The organism is Janthinobacterium sp. AD80, from assembly GCF_002878455.1.
GTDB lineage: Bacteria > Pseudomonadota > Gammaproteobacteria > Burkholderiales > Burkholderiaceae_D > Janthinobacterium.
Genome location: NZ_NRDQ01000158.1, coordinates 1 through 15,806 on the forward strand (window position 1 = coordinate 1; position 15,806 = coordinate 15,806).

Consider the following 15,806-nt stretch of genomic DNA (forward strand, 5'->3'; position numbering starts at 1 on the left):
CTGGCCGCACTGGAGCAGCGCGTGCTGGCCGCATTGGCAGCCTTCCACGCGCGTGCGCCCGACGAGGCGGGGCCGGAACTGTGGCGCCTGAAACGCATCGTGGACGCCGAGATGGAAGACGCCTTGTGGAGCCACGTGATCGAGGGTTTGCTGGCGCAGGGGGCAGTGCAGGCGCGCGGCGCCAGCCTGCACCTGCCGACGCACAGCGTGGAACTGACGCCGCAGGAGCAGGCGGCGGCCGCGCCGATGCTGGCGGCGCTGGAGCAGGGACGTTTCGATCCGCCATGGACGCGCGATCTGGCGCGCGACTTCGGCCTGGCCGAGGACGAAGCGCGCCGGCTGCTGCGCAAGCTGGCGAAGGCGGGCCAGATCAGCCAGGTGGTGCACGATCTGTTCTACCATCCTTCGGCGCTGGCCGAGCTGGCGCAACTGGTACGCACGCTGGCCGAAAAAGCGGAGCGGGATGAGGGCTTGCCGCCCGGTTCCGGCGCCGTCGGCGCGGCCGCGTTCCGCGACGCAAGCGGGCTGGGCCGCAAGCGGGCGATCCAGGTCTTGGAATTTTTTGACCGCGTCGGTTATACTCGCCGTGTTGGCAATGGGCATTTGTTACGCCCGCAAGCATTATGGTCCTACACGACTGCCTTGCCCAACAGTTAGCTCAGGCACCGCGGAAAGCACACTCATCCGGTGATGTGGCCGGGCTTCAAACCCGGTGGAGGGCGTCAGACGTTCTCCCGTAGGTTCGACTCCTACTGTTTTCCGCCACTCAATTTCCCCACTCATCGTCCTGCCGCATGGCGCGCCTGCCGGCGTTGGCGCCTTGCCACGTTGCTCAACAATAATGATCTAATCAAGGCGATTTGGCGATGGCGGGCCAGGGCCGATGGTAACATCGTACCCGGTACCCTGTGGCAGAAGAAAGCAAGCATGAAACAAGCAAGCATGGCACGGTTGCTGGCAGCGGCGCTGCTGATGCCGGCGCTGGCCGCGGCGGCGGACGTGCGCATCGTCGGCGAGCATTTGCCACCATCGAGCATGATGGAAGGCAATGTTGTCGTCGGACGCGAAACGCGCAAGGTGCGCGAGATCATGGCGCGCGCCGGCATCCGCTATACCATCGAGCTGCTGCCGTGGAAACGCGCGTATGCGCAGGCCCTGTCGGCGGCCGACACCTGCATTTTTTCCACCTCGCGCACGCAGGAGCGCGAAGCGCAGTTCCGCTGGATCGGTCCCCTCAATGAAGCGCAATGGGTGCTGTACGGCCTGGCCGAGCGGCACCTGGCGCTGCGCACGCTGGCCGATGCGCGCGGCCTGGTGATCGGCACGGTGCTTGGCGATGCGCGCGACGACTACCTGCGCCAACACGGCATGGAGGTGGCGCCCGTCACGCAGGAGTGGCTCAATCCGCAAAAGCTGCTGCTGGGGCGTATCGACCTGTGGGCTGTCGGCATGGCCGTGGGCAGCAAGCCGTTTGCCGGCAAGGCGTGGGAGCACAAGGTGGTGCCGCTGCTGGAGTTCAACCGCGTGCAGACTTACCTGGCCTGCAACAGGCAAATGCCCGAGGCGCAGGCCGCAGCCATGCAGCGCGCGGCGGCAGCCATGCGGCGCGACGGCAGCATGGCGCGCGAACAGCTGCGCTAGTTGCGCAAGCTGCGCCGCTTCAGCTTTCCAGCCACTGGCGCACGCAGTTGCGTCCTTCGCGCTTGGCCTGGTACAGCGCCTGGTCGGCATGGCTGTAGGCCGTTTCAAACGCCGTGCCTGCGCGGTTCCAGCTCAGGCCCACGCTGACCGTGATGGCCCGCGTGATGGGCGCCGCATGGCGCTGGCGGCCGACCGTGTCGCAGATGCGCTGCGCGACGTGGGCCGCGTCGTCGCGCGAACGCGTGGGCCAGACCACGGAAAACTCTTCGCCGCCAACCCTGCCAATGGCCGTTTCCTGTCCCAGCAATCCTTTCAGGCAGTCGACCACGGCCTGGATCACCCCGTCGCCGGCCGGGTGGCCGAAGTCGTCGTTGACCTGCTTGAACAGGTCGATATCGAGCACGATCAGGGCCATGTCGCCCTGTTCCAGGCAGCGCGAGGCATGGTCGATGACGGCGCCGCGGTTCAGCGCGCCCGTCAGCGGATCGTGCGTGGCGCGGTATTCGAGCTGGCCGGCCAGGGTTTGCAACTGCCGGTTCAGCACATGCATGTCGCGCTCGGCGCGGTCGCTGCGGCCGATCAGGCGTCGCGTCTCGCGCATCAGCCGTTCGTAGTGGATGATCAGTTCACCGAGCACGCGGCGCTGTTCCTCGCCAGGCGCGCCGGCATCGGCGTGCATGCGGCGCGCGGCAGCCAGCGCCGCCGCTTCCACGGTGAACAGGTCGGGCTGCACTTCGGCTTCGGAGAGGGCGGCGCGCATGACTTAATTGCCGCTCACGGCGTGATCCTGGAAGTCCAGCGCCGTGAAATCCTGCTGCAGTTCCTGGCCGAATTCCAGGATTGTGTCGTCGTCTTCGTCGTGGTACCAGTTCAGGCGCACCTGGTTGCCGTCGATGGCCGCCTGGTTGAGGGTATCGAAGAAGGTAAACAGCATCTTCGTGCTGGAGCTGTTGAAATAGGCCAGCGAGACGTTCACGGTGATGGCGGCGTCGCTGCAGCCTTCCAGGTAGGCCCGCACGGCGGCGATCAGCGGGCCATAGAAGGCGGCTGCGTTTTCCGGATACGACTCGCCCTTGATCGACAGCGCATGCTGCTCGAAGCGGAAGTCGATTTCGGGCGAACTGGGGGTCGCGGCGATGAACAGTGGTGGCGGTAATTGCATATGCTTTCCTGAGTCGGCTCTTTTAAATGATGGCTTTGATGCAGAAGATGGTGTGGCCCGGCTCCTGGGGATCCTGGACGAATTCGAATTCCAGCGGCTCGCTGGCGTCGCGCGCCATGGTGAGAAAACCCAGGCCCGCGCCCTTGCTGTCGGCGGGCGCTTCCTCGCGCAGGGCCTTTTTATAGGCCAGGCGGATTTCCTCCATCGTCATGGTATGCAGCGGTTCCAGGCGGGCGCGGATCTGCGCCACGTTGTCGGTCGAGACGGGATTCGCGCACAGCAGGAAAAAGCTGTCGCCGCGCGTGCCGATGCAAAACGAGCCGCGCCGCATCTGCTGGTCCAGCTGGGCGTCGGGCGTCAGGCTGTCAGCCGAATAATGCATGATGTTTTGCGACATCTCGATGAACGAGGAGAAAATGCGCCGCCGCGTCGGACCGGCCGCGCCGGCCGTGTCCAGGCGCGCCTTGATGGTCTCGGAAATGGCGCTGACCACGTGCTGCGAAAAATAGCCCACGTAAAAAAAGATGATGTTGCGCTTGCGGGCCACATCCCAAAACTCGTTGAATTCTTCGTACAGCACGTCCGTGCTCCTGGCTGGCCGGTTGCCCGGCGGGTTATCGTGGATGGCTGCCGCCTGTGGCTACAGGCGGAAACAGAAAAAGGTCAGGTCATCGCGGCGCGGCTGCCTGCCTTGCCAGGCGGCGCTGTCCTGCAGCAGCGCGGCCGCCACATCGGGGGCCGGCGCATCGCGCTGCGCCAGCAATTGTTCGCGCATGCGCCGCTTGCCGTAGGCGATGTCGCGCGCGCCGCCGATCTGGTCGAGCAAGCCGTCGGTGGTGATGAACAGCAGGCTCCCCGCCGGGCGTCCAGCGTTGCGTTGTGCCAGCAGTAGCCGGCCGGCGTATCGACATAGCCGACGCCCATGCGCGCGCCATCGATGGCGCGCACGCCATCCTCGCCCGGTGCCACCACGTGCAGCGCCAGTTTCGCCCCCGCAAAACGCAGGCTGGCGCTGGCCGCGTCGTAGCACAAAAAGGCGCAGTCCATGCCGTCGTTCGAGCCGGCGTGGCCGGTGGCATCGCCGCTGCTGGCGCCGTCCTGACCCAGCAAGGTCTTGATGGCGCGGCTGACGGCGCCGATCAGGGCGGCAGGATCGTGCGGCCCCCGTTCGCGCAGGGCCTGGCTCAGTGCGGACGAGGCGATCAGGGTCATGAAGGCGCCCGGCACGCCGTGGCCGGTGCAGTCGGCGATGGCGGCGAACCAGCCGCCCGCATGGCGCTCGAAAAAGTAGAAGTCGCCGCCGACGACGTCGCGCGGCTGCCATTCCAGGTGGGCGTCGGGCAGGGTGGCGCGCAGTTCCGCATCGGAGGTGCGCAGCAGGGCGCGCTGGATCACGCTGGCGTAGTCGATGCTGTGCATGATCTGCCGGTTCTTCTCGGCCTGCATGGTGGCCACCACGTTCATCAGCTGCAAGCCGAAACCCACGCCGGCCAGTGCGCCATCGTCAGTGATGATGAAGCCGTCGGCCAGGGCCTTTTCGCCCGCTTCGACGGCGCGGAAGGTGAGGTCTTCGATGCTCATGGCGCCATCGACGATCAGCGGCTCCTTGTCCATGAAGGCGATGCAGCTCTTCTTGCCATACACCTCGTGGTAGAAGGGCTTGGACATCTGCGACATGAAGATGTTGCGGCTGATCAGGCCGATGGGCCGCTGCTGCTCGGTGACGGGCAGGCTCATCATGTCGCGGCGTTCCGTAAACAGTTCCAGCACGGCGAAATTGCTGGCGTCGGCCTGCACGGATTCCGTCGGGATGCACAGGTCAGCCGCCACGGACGAGCGAAAACGGGGAAGATGCAATCGAGAAGCGTTGAACTCCACAGCGGCTACCTTTACATGACGAGCGGACCCTTGTTGTCGCTACGGCAAGGCGGCTGACAAACAGGCAATATCATCATGGTAGCCACGGATTGTGACGGCTTGATTACCAGCTTGCCAAAAGCGTATGCAAGATGGCTGCATGGCAAGCTGTTGCCACTCTTACAGATGGCGCGCCAGCGTCCGTGCCTGCGCCAGCCAGCGCTCGCGCTGCTGCTCGGTGGAGTCGATCATGGGACCAAAGCTGGCCACCTTGACGGGCTTGACGCCGCAAAACTCCAGGGTCGTCTTGCGCAGCTGGTGGATGCCGGGCATGTGGTAGACCCAGCGGAAATACCAGGGCGGCGTATCCATCGACACCAGCAGCTGGGCCGTGCGGCCCTTCAGCAGCTGCGCCGGGAAAGCCTTGCCCGGACGGTACTTGAAGGCAAAGCCGGGCAGGAAGACGCGGTCGACAAAACCTTTCAACAGGGCCGGCGCGCCGCCCCACCAGATGGGGTAGGCGAACACCAGGTGTTCGGCCCAGGTGATGGCTTCCTGCGCGGCCAGCAAGTCCGCTTCCAGCGGCTGCACCTGGCGGTAGCCTTCATGCAGGTTCTGGTCGAAGTCCAGCTGGCCCAGGCGCAGTTCGCGCACCGTGTGGCCCTGGGCGCGCGCGGACGCGGCATAGGCGTCGGCCAGGGCGGCGCAGAAACTGTCGCTGGACGGGTGGCCGAGGAGTATCAATATGCGCTTGGGGGGAGTCTTGGTCATGATGCAGGCTATCCATTAAAGAAGAGCTTGCATGCTAAAGCCTGCCCCTGGGGGCAGAGTCAAGCGATCGCTGCGCGCTGCAGGCTCAGGCGGCCGCTTGCAGGCGCTGGCGCGTCAGGCAGTCGAGGATTTCCGCGTCGATCTCGCCCAGCTCGGCGTCGAGCCGGCGCAGGCGGGCGATGTCGTCCTGCAGCTGCGCGCGCTTGGCGGCGATGTGCTGCGACAGGGCGGCCCAGTCCGTATCGTCGCCGGCCAGGATGGGCAGCAGTTCGGCCAGGCGAAAGCCCAGGGTCTGCGCCTGGCGTATCAGTTTGACTTGCGCCAGGTCTTGCTGCGTGTAGACGCGGTAGGCGCCCGCGCGGCGCACGTCGCCAAGCAAGCCCAGCGCTTCATAATGGCGCAAGGCCTTGGGCGAGGTGCCCGCCAGGCGGGCGATTTCTCCGATGTACATGCTGGTCCTTGTCTTTTATCGAGCGGCGGCGCACGCAGTGTAGCGCAGGCGGGCGGCCCGACGCTACCTTGCGCGCCGACTCAGGACGGCTTGCGCGGCGGCACTTTCTTCGCCGTGCAGTCGGCGCAGGTGCCGTACAGCGACAATGCGTGCTCGTGCAGCACGAAGCCGCGCTCGGCGGCGATCTCGTTCTGGCGCAACTCGATGCCTTCGTCGACGAATTCATCGACCTTGCCGCAGCCCGTGCAGACCAGGTGGTCGTGGTGCTGGCCTTCGTTCAGTTCGAACACGGCATGGCCCGATTCGAAATGCCGGCGAAACAGGATGCCCGCTTCCGCAAACTGCATCAGCACGCGGTAAATGGTGGCCAGGCCCACGTCGATTTTTTCGGCCAGCAAAAGTTTATACACATCGTCCGCACTCAGGTGCTTGATGGTGCCTTCTTGAAACAGCTGCAGAATCCGCAGGCGGGGGATGGTCACTTTCAAGCCCGATTCACGCAGTTCCCTCAATATATCCATGTCTCCCAGTCCTTTTTGTGATCGCCCGAGCGCACGCCTGGACGTGTGCCTGTGGGCGCCTGTCTGTAATTCCGCATTATATCGCAAATGATAATCATTACTATTCTCATGTGCGGAGTGGAAATATTATGCCGCGTGGCGGCCTGCGCAAACAGTGACATCGGCGCAATGTCTGATTGCATGGCGTGCATCTGACCCGCGCTTGCCATGCAAGTGCATGGAAAATCCAGTACGAAATCGCTACACTGTGCAGCATGCAATAACAATGGAGCTGGCATGGACCGATTTGATGCAATGCGCATTTTTACGCGCATTGTCGAGTTGCGCAGCTTTACCCAGGCGGCGCATGATCTCGGCTACCCGAAGGCCACCGTCACGCACGCGATCAAGCAGCTTGAAGCGCGCCTGCACGTGCGCCTCTTGCAGCGGACCACGCGGCAAGTCACGCCGACGCTCGATGGCGACGCGTATTACCAGCGCTGCGTGCGCCTGCTGGCGGACCTGGAAGAGACGGAATCCGTGTTCACCTCGGCGGCGCGGCAGCCGGCAGGCAAGTTGCGCGTCGACCTGCACGCCACCCTGGCCATGCATTTCGTCATGCCCGTGCTGGACCAGTTCTGCGCCCGCCACCCGCTGATCGAGCTGGAGATCGGCATGGGCGACCGCCTGGTGGATCTGGTGCGCGAAGGCGTCGACTGCGTGCTGCGCGTAGGCGAGCTCGGCGATTCGAGCATGGTGGCGCGCCGGGTAGCGCTGCTGGAGCAAATGACCTGCGCCAGCCCCGCCTACCTGGCCGCGCACGGCACGCCGCGCACCCTGGCCGAACTGGCAGGCCACCGCGCCGTGAATTTCTTTTCCGCCCAGACGGGCAAGACCTGGCCCTTCGATTTCAAGGCGGGCGGGCAAGTGCACAGCGTGCTGCTGCCCGGCACGGTGTCCGTCAACAACGCGGACGCCTACCATGCCTGCTGTCGCGCCGGCATGGGCCTGATCCAGGCGCCGCGCTACCACCTGGAGCAGGCGCTGGCGGCAGGCGAACTGGTGGAAGTGCTGGCCGATCTGCGCCCCGATCCCGTGCCCGTTTCCGTGCTGTACCCGCACCTCCGGCAACTGTCGCCGCGCGTGCGCGTGTTTGCCGACTGGGTGGCGGGCCTGTTCGCCCAGGCGGCGTGATTTTGCAGTGCCGCATTTTCTTGATATGGGTGAAGGAAAAAATCCCTCTTTCGATGCCATCTAGCACTATTTGATGTGGATCAAAGTTTTTGTTGCGCTGCACTCTTAGACTTCGCAGCGTTACTTAACGACAGAGGGAAATAAAATGAAAAAGTCCGCAACTGCAGCAGCAATCGTCCTGGCCGCCATTGGCGCATTCGCCGGCAACGCAATGGCACAGGAAGGCCCATGGCTGGTCCGTGCGCGCGCCGTGCATATCGATCCGGCCAACAAATCTGCTCCTGTTGGTGGCGTCGGCGCATCCGACCTTATTCACGTCAGCAGCAAGACGATTCCTGAAATCGATATCTCGTACTTCTTTACCCCGAATATCGCTGCCGAGCTGATCCTGACGTATCCGCAAAAACATGACGTCACCTTGTCGGGCACGAAGATCGGCAGCTTCAAGCATCTGCCGCCGACCCTGTCGCTGCAATACCACTTCATGCCTGAAAAACAGTTCAGCCCTTACGTGGGTGCGGGCATCAACTACACGAATATCTCGGACGTGAAATTGCTGAACGGCGCTGGCCGCCTGGAGCATGACAGCTGGGGCTACTCGCTGCAAGCCGGTGTCGACTACAAGCTCGATAAAAACTGGTCGCTGAACTTCGACATCAAGAAAGTGCAGATCCGCAGCGACGTCTTCATCGGCGGCGCCAAGGCCAGCGAAGTCAAGGTGGATCCACTCTTGATCGGTGTCGGCGTCGGCTATCGTTTCTAAGCATAGCGTGATGGCGCCGAGGTGGCGCGCAGCATGAAAAAAGGACGGCTATGCCGTCCTTTTTACGTTTCAAGCGCGCCGATTATTTTTTCAGCGTCTTTTCCAGCGCCAGCTGGTAGTCCGTCTTTTCATAGCCGGCCAGGTATTTGTTGGTCGCGTCGAGGAAGGCGCGCGAACGGTAGGCCGCTTCCAGATCCTTGACCCATGGCTTGCCCTTGTCGGCCGTGCGGATGGCCACCAGGTTGATGTAGCTGTCCGAGATCTTTTCCACGGCCAGGGCCGAGGTCAGCTTCATGCCGGCCGCCAGGGCGAAGTTGCCGTTGACGAAAGCGTAGTCGGCGTCTGCCAGCGAACGTGGCAGCTGCGCCGCTTCCAGCGGTACCAGTTTCAGCTTCTTCGGGTTTTCCAGCACGTCGCGTTCGGATGCGCGCAGCGGGTCGACGTTCGGTTTCAGCTTGATCCAGCCCATCTTGGCCAGCATCACCAGCGCGCGCGCCTGGTTGGTCGGGTCGTTCGGCATGGTGATGGTAGCGCCGTTCTTCACGTCGGCCAGGGACTTCTGCTTGCCGCCGTACAGGCCGATAGGCATGGTCGGCACGGTGATCAGGGGGCTCAGTGGCAGCTTGTTATCGGTGGCGAACTTGGTCAGATAAACGATGTGCTGGAATACATTGGCGTCCAGCGAGCCTTCGGCCAGCGCATAGTTTGGCTGCACGTAGTCGTTGAATTCCACGATCTTGACCTTGTAGCCCTGTTTTTCCAGGATAGGCTTGATGCCCAGCTTGAGCTGGTCCGAGTAGGGGCCGGAGCTGGTGCCGATGACGAGTTCTTTCGGGTCCTTGGCGTGGGCGGCGGTGGCGAAGGCCAGGCTGGCGGCGGCCAGGAGCAGGTTGCGGCGTAGGTAGTTCATGAATGTCCTTGTTTCTGAATATGAATTAGCGTTTGTCGAGGCGCTTGGCGATGCGCGTACCGGCGAACTGGATGGTTTGCACCAGCACGATCAGGATGGCCACGGTGGCGACCATGATGTCCGTCTCGAAGCGGTAGTAGCCGTAGCGGATGGCCAGGTCGCCGATACCGCCGCCGCCCACCACGCCGGCCACTGCCGAATACGACAGGAAGCTGATCGACAGCACGGTCAGGGCCAGCACCAGGCCGGAACGCGCTTCCACCAGCAGCACGCGGAAGATGATCTGCATTTCCGAGGCGCCCATGGCGTGCGCCGCCTCGATCACGCCGCGCGGCACTTCGCGCAGGTTCTGCTCCACCAGGCGCGCCAGGTAGGGAATGGCGGCGAACGACAGCGGCACGGCAGCGGCCAGCGGGCCGATCGAGGTGCCCGCGATGATGCGCGTAAACGGCGTCAGGGCCACCAGCAAAATAATGAAGGGGAAGCTGCGTACGGTATTGACCAGCCAGCCGAGGATCATCGACAGCGGGCGGTTTTCCAGCGACTGGCCTTCCGAGACGAGGAACAGCAAAATGCCCAGCGGGCCGCCGACCAGGATGGCGGCCGTAAGACCTATGCCCAGCATCGTCATGGTCTGGCCCAGCGCCACCCAGATTTCCGGCAGCAGGTTGATGACGTTATTGATCGATTCTTCAAACATGTGTCGCATCCTTCCAAGCGGTGGCTTCAAACGCCTCGGTGCCGTAGTAAGCCAGCTCGCGTCCCAGCGCCGTCTTGCGCGGGGTGGTCGTGTCGCTCAGGTCAAATTGTTCGGCGATGGCGCCGTTTTCCACGACGGCCACACGGTTGCAGATGGCGCCCAGCACCGACAGCTCATGGCTGACGATGACGATGGTCACGCCCAGGCGCGCATTGATGTCGCGCAGGGTGTCGAGCAGGGCGCGCGTGGTTTCCGCGTCCAGCGCGGACGTCGGCTCGTCGCACAGCAGCACGTCGGGGTGGCTGGCCAGGGCGCGGGCGATCGCCACGCGCTGTTTCTGCCCGCCCGACAACTGCGCCGGATAGCTGTGCAGCTTGTCGGACAGGCCGACGAGCGCCAGGCATTCCTCGACGCGCGCGGCGATCTGCTCGCCCTTGGCCGTGCCATGGATTTTCAGGGGGAAGGCGACATTGTCGAAGACGCTGGCGTTTTGCAGCAGGTTGAATTGCTGGAAAATCATGCCGATGTTCTGGCGCGCGTCGCGCAATTCGCGTTTGCCCAGGCTGGTCAGCTCGCGGCCGGCCACCGTGATGGTGCCGCTGTCCGGGCGTTCGAGCAGGTTGATCAGGCGCAGCAAGGTCGATTTGCCGGCGCCGCTCTTGCCGATCAGGCCGAAAATATCACCGGGATAGACTTCCAGCGTGACCGATTTGACCGCGTGGAATTGTTCGCCTTTGGGCAGCGCAAAGGTCTTGTTTGCGCCATCGATGCGAATCACCGGCGTACGGTGTGGTGTGGTCATGCAGTGTTTCCTTTTTTATTGGACCGTTTCAGGCATGTTTCAGGGGCCAAATCGCCCAGCCTGTAACGTCGGTTGCGTAGTATACCTCCGATCGTGTTATTACTCCTACGACAGAATCTTGCTTTGAATATGCAAATAATGTCTATGCGGGCATTTTCAAGTTGAAAAAGCGGGAAAGTGGGAATTTTGCCGAATTAAATCGTGCCGCAAGGGCGGCGCAGGCGCCAACTTGGTGAAAAGTTCGGCTCAGCATGGGCGTGCGTAAGCAGGCAATTGTGCGCAGTTAAGGCAATTGCTGTTTTTTTTCCGCGGGTGATTGAATTTACTGCCCGTTGCCGCCGCCATTGCGGGCAGATTCTGCTCGGGTATCTGGCGCTTGCGGACCTTCTGGGCGACGCAGCAGGTAGATGATGACGGCAATTTCCATGCTGCCGACCATGACGATGACCCACCAGGGAGGGTGGCCCAGGCACATGGCGACAAAGCCGATGGCCATGCCCAGGCAGGCCAAGGCCTTGCCGCGCCGCGAGACGGCGCGGTGCTCGCGCCACTGGCGCAGCGGCGGGCCAAAGCGGGGATGCTGCAGCAGCCAGTGCTCGAGTCGCGGCGAGGCGCGGCTGAAGCAGGCCAGGGCGAGGATGAGGAAAATCGTTGTCGGCATCACGGGCAGCATGGCGCCGATAATGCCCAGCATGACCATCAAGGCGCCGGCCGCCGTCCAGGCCCAGCGGCGCAGGCGCAGGCCATGCGTCTCGCGCGGCGCAGGCTCGACGTGCTCCTCTGCCATCAGGCGTAGGCCTCGACATGGCCATGCATGCGCATGAAGGCGGCGCGCGCACCGGCAACCACGCGTTCCTCGCCGCCGGCGTCGAGCGGCGCGGCATCGAGGACGGCCGTGAAATCGCGCCAGTGGCGCGCGCGGCCATCGGGGTGGCCGGCCAGGTGGCGCGCGCCGAACTGCTCATCGAGGCCGATCTTGCCGGCCAATTTGTACAGGATGGCGGCGCCCAGTTTCGAGCCTTCACTCACATACAGCCAGCCCAGCGCGGTGGCCAGGTCCAGTTCCGTGCCGAATGGCGGCTCGGCGGCGTCCGAGGGCAGTGGCGCTTCCAGGTCGCGCAAATCGGCGGCGATGCTGGCATAGCGGCGGCGCTGCTCCAGGTCGGGCAGCAGGGCGGCCAGGCCAGCGTGTTCGTACAGCGCGTCGACATCGCGCAGGAAGGCGTACTGCGCCTGCAGGAAGCGGGCGTAGTTGCGCGGGTTGTCGAACGGGCTGCTGGCCATGATGCGCTTGTCGAGCACTTCGTGCGTGGCCATGGTGTCGGCCTTCAGGCGCTGGCTGCGGGGTGGCGCGGTTGTCGGGGACGTATTCGGATTCAAGGTGGTGGGATCGTTGTTTGTTGCGGTCATGTTTTCCAGTCCTATTATGGATGAATCAAGTGGACCCTGCATGCGAGGCAATGCAGGAGCGCGCTTGCAGCGGTGGCCTGGGTGGCGCGGGCGGCCTGGTGGCTGGCATGAACGCGGCAGGGCCGGCGGGCTGGCAAATTATGGCGGCGGCGTGGCGGCGACGGTGCCAACGGTGCAAAAGGCAGGGATGATAGCAATCCACGAAGATAATAACAAGAATCATTCTCATCAATGCGGCTGGATAACGCTGGATATTTTTGTCAACACGGACAATAATCGGCAGCAGAAGGCGCTGTTGCGGACATAATCCCCGTTACTATCGATTTTTTCGATGCTAACTAGGTAAATTTTCCGTTTTACATCGATCTTCTTGCCATGCATAATCTGTTGCAACTGAAGCCAGACAATCAGCCGCATGCATCATTGCCTGCAGCCGGTTGCGGTTTTGACATCCTCCACTCCCTATCAGGAACCCACAATGAAAAAACTGCTCGCTTTTATCGCCGCCGCCGGCTTCTCGCTGTCCGCCTTTGCCGCTCCGGAAGTCTATGTCATCGATGGCAGCCACACCTTCCCGCGTTTCGAGTACACCCACATGGGCTTCTCGACGCAGCAAAGCCGTTTCAATAACACCACCGGCAAGATCACGCTGGACCGCGCCGCCAAGACGGGCGCCGTCGAAGTGCTGATCGACACCAAGTCCGTCGACACGGGTTCGACCCTGTTCAACTCGCACATCCAGGGCGAAGATTTCCTCGACACGGCCAAGTATCCAGTGGCCACCTACAAGTCGACCAAGTTCAATTTTGACGGCGACAAGCTGGCCTCCGTGGAGGGCAACCTGACCCTGAAAGGCGTGACCAAGCCAGTGACCCTGACCGTCACCTCGTTCACCTGCGCCCCGCACCCGATGCTGAAAAAAGACGCCTGCGGCGCCAATGCCACCGCCAAGATCAAGCGCTCGGAATTCAACGCCGGAAAATATGCGCCAGCCGTCAGCGATGACGTGACCCTGACGTTTGCGATCGAAGCCATCAAGCAGTAAAACGTTTGGCAAAATCTACTGCGCGTCGCGCTTTGCGGCCTGCGATGCTCACCGCCTCGGCGGCCCCGTGCAAGCACGGTTGTGCTTCTTGGCCGGCAATCATCGCCGCTCGCTACGATTTGTGCCAGACGTTTGTGTGGTGTTAGATGGATATCACTGCAAACCAAAAATGGCGTCGGACTTCGGTCCGCCGCCATTTTTTTTGTGCGTGGTAGGTCGGATTAGTGTGGCGCCGCCGCGCGTAATCCGACATGCGCCGGGATGCGGCGACATGGGCCGGTTGCCAGCGATGTGTCGGATTACGCGCGGCCCGCGCTAATCCGACCTACGCGGTTTTGCGTGTATCACGAGAAGCGGCGGACGTCGGTCCGCCGCCATTTTTTGTGCGTGGTAGGTCGGATTAGTGTGGCGCCGCCGCGCGTAATCGGACATGCGCCGGGATGCGGCCACGTGCAAGACGGTCAGGCCAGGTGATGCACCTGCTGCTGCCCATACACGGGCGTCGCCAGCCCTTCCATGCGCGCCTTCAGCTGCAGCGACAGGTATTGCGAGTAGTGGCGCGACTGGTGCAGGTTACCGCCGTGGAACCACAGCGCCTGCTGCTGCGTGGGTTTCCACATATTGCGCTGCTCGCCCTCCCACGGGCCCGGGTCCTTGGTCGTGCTTGATCCCAGTCCCCATACCTTGCCCACCTTGTTCGCCACTTCCGGCGAGATCAGGTCGGCCGCCCAGCCATTCATCGAACCATAGCCGGTGGCGTACACCACCAGGTCGGCTGGCAGTTCGGTACCGTCGGACAGCACGATGGAACGGGCTTTGAGTTCCTGCACGCCGACGCCGCTTTTCAGCTTGATCTTGCCGTCGGCGACCAGCTCAGAGGCGCCGACGTCGATGTAGTAGCCGGAGCCGCGCCGCAGGTATTTCATGAACAGGCCCGAATCGTCATCGCCAAAGTCGAGCATGAAGCCGCGTTCTTCCAGGCGCGCATAAAAGTCGGCGTCGCGTTCGCGGATGGCCTGGAAGACGGGCTTCTGGAAGTCGGCCAGGATCTTGTACGGAATCGAGGCGAAGGTCAGGTCGGCCTTGGCCGTCGTCATGCCGGCCGCCAGCGCCCGCTCCGAATACAGGTCGCCCAGGGCCAGGTCCATCAGGGAATCGGATTTGACGATGTGCGTCGACGAGCGCTGCACCATGGTCACGTCCACGCCCGCTTCCCACAGGGCGGCGCAGATATCGTGCGCGGAATTGTTCGCGCCGACCACCACCACCTTCTTACCCACATACGCGTCCGGCCCCGGATGCTGCGACGAGTGCTGCTGCTCGCCCTGGAACACGTCCATGCCCTTGAACTTCGGCATGTTCGCCTTGCCCGACATGCCGGTGGCCAGCACCAGCTGCTTCGGCTTCAGGGTGACGGGCTGGCCGTCGCGCAGCACCTGCACCGTCCACTCGCCGGTGGCTTCGTCGAAGCTGGCCGATTCACACGTGGTCGAACCCCAGTAATTGAGTTCCATCACCTTGGTGTACATTTCCAGCCAGTCGCCGACCTTGTCCTTCGGCGTGAAGACGGGCCAGTTGTCGGGAAACGGAATATACGGCATGTGGTCGTACCAGACCGGGTCGTGCAGGCACAGCGACTTGTAGCGCTTGCGCCAGCTGTCGCCGGGGCGGGTGTTTTTCTCGATGATGATGGTCGGCACATTCAGCTGGCGCAGGCGCGCGCCCAGCGCGATGCCACCCTGGCCGCCGCCGATGATGACGCAGTAGGGCTGGCGCGCGTAGCCCAGTTCCTTTGCTTCCCGCTCGCGGTTTTCCAGCCAGCTGCTGCGGTCCGTGCGCGCGCCATGTTCGGCGCCCATGGGCCGGCGTGCCCCTTTCGCTTCTTCAAAACCCTTCAATTCGCCCATGGTGGTGAGCAGGGTCCAGATCTTGCCGTCGCGGATGCGGATGAAGCCTGCGCCGCGCCCGGCACTGGTCTCCACATGAATCCAGCATTGCAGCACGCCGCGTGCCTCGCTGGCATGTTCGCCGTCGGCGATGCGCATCGCTACCGGCTGCACGGCGCCCAGCTGCGCTGCCAGCATGGCGGCGATCTGTTCGCGGCCTTCCAGGGTTTTCAGGTTCCAGGTAAACAGCACCAGGTCGCGCCAGTAGCCGTCTGGCTCGAACAGCTGGGCGGCGCCGGTGCTGTCATTGGCGCGTAAGGTAGCTTCGAGCTGCTCCAGGATGCTGGCCACGGCCAGGTCGTGCGGGTTGCTATCGGTGTGCATCGTGTCTCCTCCAAGTCTGATGACTTTATGATGGGATGCGGCTGTGCTGCCGCTGACGATGTTGTAACACCGGCGTTTTGGCCACGCATCCTGCAGCGCAGCATGGCGGCTATTGAGACGGAAGTCTCAGTCATTTTTACGTGTTCATTGCCGGTGCGGCGGGACGATTTTCAGGTGCTTGATGCGCCGGTACAGCGTGGCGCGCGACAGTCCCAGCATGGCTGCCGCCTGCAGCGGGCGCCATTTGGCGGCGTTCATGGCGTGGACGATGCGCGTGCGCTCGGCCAGTTCCAGCGGCGTGTAGGCGTCCGTCGCCACCGGCTCCTGCGG

18 protein-coding genes, 1 tRNA gene and 1 pseudogene are annotated in these 15,806 nt (G+C 63.2%); 6 read left to right on the top strand and 14 right to left on the bottom strand.

Annotated features, from left to right (window positions below; genetic code table 11):
• The 3 genes from JaAD80_RS23910 to JaAD80_RS23920 form a co-directional block, all read left to right on the top strand.
• Window positions 1–657: SelB C-terminal domain-containing protein (locus JaAD80_RS23910; protein ID WP_180979564.1), on the top strand; the 657-nt coding region annotated here is incomplete at its 5' end.
• 12 nt (window positions 658–669) lie between these two features.
• A tRNA-Sec gene (locus JaAD80_RS23915) sits at window positions 670–765 on the top strand.
• A 162-nt stretch (window positions 766–927) separates the two neighbouring features.
• Window positions 928–1,641, top strand: a complete 714-nt coding sequence (locus JaAD80_RS23920; RefSeq protein ID WP_102298239.1) for an ABC transporter substrate-binding protein — start codon at window positions 928–930, stop codon at window positions 1,639–1,641.
• A 19-nt stretch (window positions 1,642–1,660) separates the two neighbouring features.
• On the opposite strand, the gene JaAD80_RS23925 is transcribed toward JaAD80_RS23920, so the two are convergent.
• The 7 genes and pseudogenes from JaAD80_RS23925 to fur all read right to left on the bottom strand — a co-directional run bounded on the left by JaAD80_RS23925 (window position 1,661) and on the right by fur (window position 6,403).
• Window positions 1,661–2,401, bottom strand: a complete 741-nt coding sequence (locus JaAD80_RS23925) for a GGDEF domain-containing protein (RefSeq protein WP_102298241.1) — start codon at window positions 2,399–2,401, stop codon at window positions 1,661–1,663.
• 3 nt (window positions 2,402–2,404) lie between these two features.
• The gene (locus JaAD80_RS23930; RefSeq protein WP_102298245.1) at window positions 2,405–2,803 is read right to left on the bottom strand and encodes a DUF1987 domain-containing protein; all 399 of its coding nucleotides are present in this window, start codon (window positions 2,801–2,803) and stop codon (window positions 2,405–2,407) included.
• A gap of 22 nt (window positions 2,804–2,825) precedes the next feature.
• Complete coding sequence (locus JaAD80_RS23935; RefSeq protein ID WP_071076508.1) at window positions 2,826–3,383, bottom strand: SiaB family protein kinase; 558 nt, start codon at window positions 3,381–3,383, stop codon at window positions 2,826–2,828.
• A 60-nt stretch (window positions 3,384–3,443) separates the two neighbouring features.
• A pseudogene (locus JaAD80_RS23940) lies at window positions 3,444–4,600 on the bottom strand (SpoIIE family protein phosphatase).
• A gap of 240 nt (window positions 4,601–4,840) precedes the next feature.
• Entirely contained in the window at window positions 4,841–5,431 is a 591-nt protein-coding gene (locus JaAD80_RS23945) for an NAD(P)H-dependent oxidoreductase (protein ID WP_102298248.1), read from the bottom strand.
• Window positions 5,432–5,516: 85 nt separating this feature from the next.
• Complete coding sequence (locus JaAD80_RS23950) at window positions 5,517–5,882, bottom strand: MerR family transcriptional regulator (protein ID WP_102298252.1); 366 nt, start codon at window positions 5,880–5,882, stop codon at window positions 5,517–5,519.
• 80 nt (window positions 5,883–5,962) lie between these two features.
• Window positions 5,963–6,403, bottom strand: a complete 441-nt coding sequence (gene fur / locus JaAD80_RS23955) for a ferric iron uptake transcriptional regulator (protein ID WP_092794635.1) — start codon at window positions 6,401–6,403, stop codon at window positions 5,963–5,965.
• A gap of 276 nt (window positions 6,404–6,679) precedes the next feature.
• On the opposite strand from fur, the gene JaAD80_RS23960 reads away from it, so the two are divergent.
• Both JaAD80_RS23960 and JaAD80_RS23965 read left to right on the top strand, forming a co-directional pair.
• Window positions 6,680–7,576, top strand: coding sequence for a LysR family transcriptional regulator (locus JaAD80_RS23960; protein ID WP_102298255.1), 897 nt, complete (start codon window positions 6,680–6,682; stop codon window positions 7,574–7,576).
• A 145-nt stretch (window positions 7,577–7,721) separates the two neighbouring features.
• Entirely contained in the window at window positions 7,722–8,339 is a 618-nt protein-coding gene (locus tag JaAD80_RS23965) for an OmpW family protein (protein WP_102298258.1), read from the top strand.
• An 82-nt stretch (window positions 8,340–8,421) separates the two neighbouring features.
• On the opposite strand, the gene JaAD80_RS23970 is transcribed toward JaAD80_RS23965, so the two are convergent.
• The 5 genes from JaAD80_RS23970 to JaAD80_RS23990 all read right to left on the bottom strand — a co-directional run bounded on the left by JaAD80_RS23970 (window position 8,422) and on the right by JaAD80_RS23990 (window position 12,161).
• Window positions 8,422–9,249: a MetQ/NlpA family ABC transporter substrate-binding protein gene (locus tag JaAD80_RS23970; RefSeq protein WP_102298261.1), complete on the bottom strand. Its 828-nt coding sequence runs from the start codon at window positions 9,247–9,249 to the stop codon at window positions 8,422–8,424.
• Between the two features lie 25 nt (window positions 9,250–9,274).
• Entirely contained in the window at window positions 9,275–9,949 is a 675-nt protein-coding gene (locus JaAD80_RS23975) for a methionine ABC transporter permease (protein ID WP_034756701.1), read from the bottom strand.
• Window positions 9,942–10,751, bottom strand: a complete 810-nt coding sequence (locus JaAD80_RS23980; protein WP_102298263.1) for a methionine ABC transporter ATP-binding protein — start codon at window positions 10,749–10,751, stop codon at window positions 9,942–9,944. The genes JaAD80_RS23975 and JaAD80_RS23980 overlap by 8 nt, the downstream gene beginning before the upstream one ends.
• Before the next feature lie 322 nt (window positions 10,752–11,073).
• Window positions 11,074–11,538: a YbaN family protein gene (locus JaAD80_RS23985; protein ID WP_102298265.1), complete on the bottom strand. Its 465-nt coding sequence runs from the start codon at window positions 11,536–11,538 to the stop codon at window positions 11,074–11,076.
• Window positions 11,538–12,161 (bottom strand): biliverdin-producing heme oxygenase, encoded by a 624-nt coding sequence (locus JaAD80_RS23990; protein WP_219726871.1) that lies wholly within the window; start codon window positions 12,159–12,161, stop codon window positions 11,538–11,540. Before JaAD80_RS23990 ends, JaAD80_RS23985 begins: the two co-directional genes overlap by 1 nt.
• A gap of 478 nt (window positions 12,162–12,639) precedes the next feature.
• Between JaAD80_RS23990 and JaAD80_RS24000 the strand changes: the two genes are divergently transcribed.
• Window positions 12,640–13,206 carry a YceI family protein gene (locus JaAD80_RS24000; RefSeq protein ID WP_102298271.1) on the top strand — a complete coding sequence of 189 codons (567 nt, stop codon included), beginning with the start codon at window positions 12,640–12,642 and terminating at the stop codon, window positions 13,204–13,206.
• Window positions 13,207–13,667: 461 nt separating this feature from the next.
• On the opposite strand, the gene JaAD80_RS24005 is transcribed toward JaAD80_RS24000, so the two are convergent.
• Window positions 13,668–15,476 carry an NAD(P)/FAD-dependent oxidoreductase gene (locus JaAD80_RS24005; RefSeq protein ID WP_102298274.1) on the bottom strand — a complete coding sequence of 603 codons (1,809 nt, stop codon included), beginning with the start codon at window positions 15,474–15,476 and terminating at the stop codon, window positions 13,668–13,670.
• 144 nt (window positions 15,477–15,620) lie between these two features.
• A partial coding sequence (locus JaAD80_RS24010) for a helix-turn-helix domain-containing protein (RefSeq protein WP_180979565.1) occupies window positions 15,621–15,806 on the bottom strand: 186 nt, incomplete at its 5' end.

Coding starts and splice junctions, on each gene's coding strand:
- JaAD80_RS23980 (WP_102298263.1), bottom strand. CDS start 10,751: ATGACCACACCACACCGTACGCCGGTGATTCGCATCGATGGCGCAAAC.
- JaAD80_RS24000 (WP_102298271.1), top strand. CDS start 12,640: ATGAAAAAACTGCTCGCTTTTATCGCCGCCGCCGGCTTCTCGCTGTCC.
- JaAD80_RS23920 (WP_102298239.1), top strand. CDS start 928: ATGAAACAAGCAAGCATGGCACGGTTGCTGGCAGCGGCGCTGCTGATG.
- JaAD80_RS23970 (WP_102298261.1), bottom strand. CDS start 9,249: ATGAACTACCTACGCCGCAACCTGCTCCTGGCCGCCGCCAGCCTGGCC.
- JaAD80_RS23945 (WP_102298248.1), bottom strand. CDS start 5,431: ATGACCAAGACTCCCCCCAAGCGCATATTGATACTCCTCGGCCACCCG.
- JaAD80_RS23960 (WP_102298255.1), top strand. CDS start 6,680: ATGGACCGATTTGATGCAATGCGCATTTTTACGCGCATTGTCGAGTTG.
- fur (WP_092794635.1), bottom strand. CDS start 6,403: ATGGATATATTGAGGGAACTGCGTGAATCGGGCTTGAAAGTGACCATC.
- JaAD80_RS23930 (WP_102298245.1), bottom strand. CDS start 2,803: ATGCAATTACCGCCACCACTGTTCATCGCCGCGACCCCCAGTTCGCCC.
- JaAD80_RS23985 (WP_102298265.1), bottom strand. CDS start 11,538: ATGGCAGAGGAGCACGTCGAGCCTGCGCCGCGCGAGACGCATGGCCTG.
- JaAD80_RS23950 (WP_102298252.1), bottom strand. CDS start 5,882: ATGTACATCGGAGAAATCGCCCGCCTGGCGGGCACCTCGCCCAAGGCC.
- JaAD80_RS23975 (WP_034756701.1), bottom strand. CDS start 9,949: ATGTTTGAAGAATCGATCAATAACGTCATCAACCTGCTGCCGGAAATC.
- JaAD80_RS23965 (WP_102298258.1), top strand. CDS start 7,722: ATGAAAAAGTCCGCAACTGCAGCAGCAATCGTCCTGGCCGCCATTGGC.
- JaAD80_RS24005 (WP_102298274.1), bottom strand. CDS start 15,476: ATGCACACCGATAGCAACCCGCACGACCTGGCCGTGGCCAGCATCCTG.
- JaAD80_RS23925 (WP_102298241.1), bottom strand. CDS start 2,401: ATGCGCGCCGCCCTCTCCGAAGCCGAAGTGCAGCCCGACCTGTTCACC.
- JaAD80_RS23990 (WP_219726871.1), bottom strand. CDS start 12,161: ATGACCGCAACAAACAACGATCCCACCACCTTGAATCCGAATACGTCC.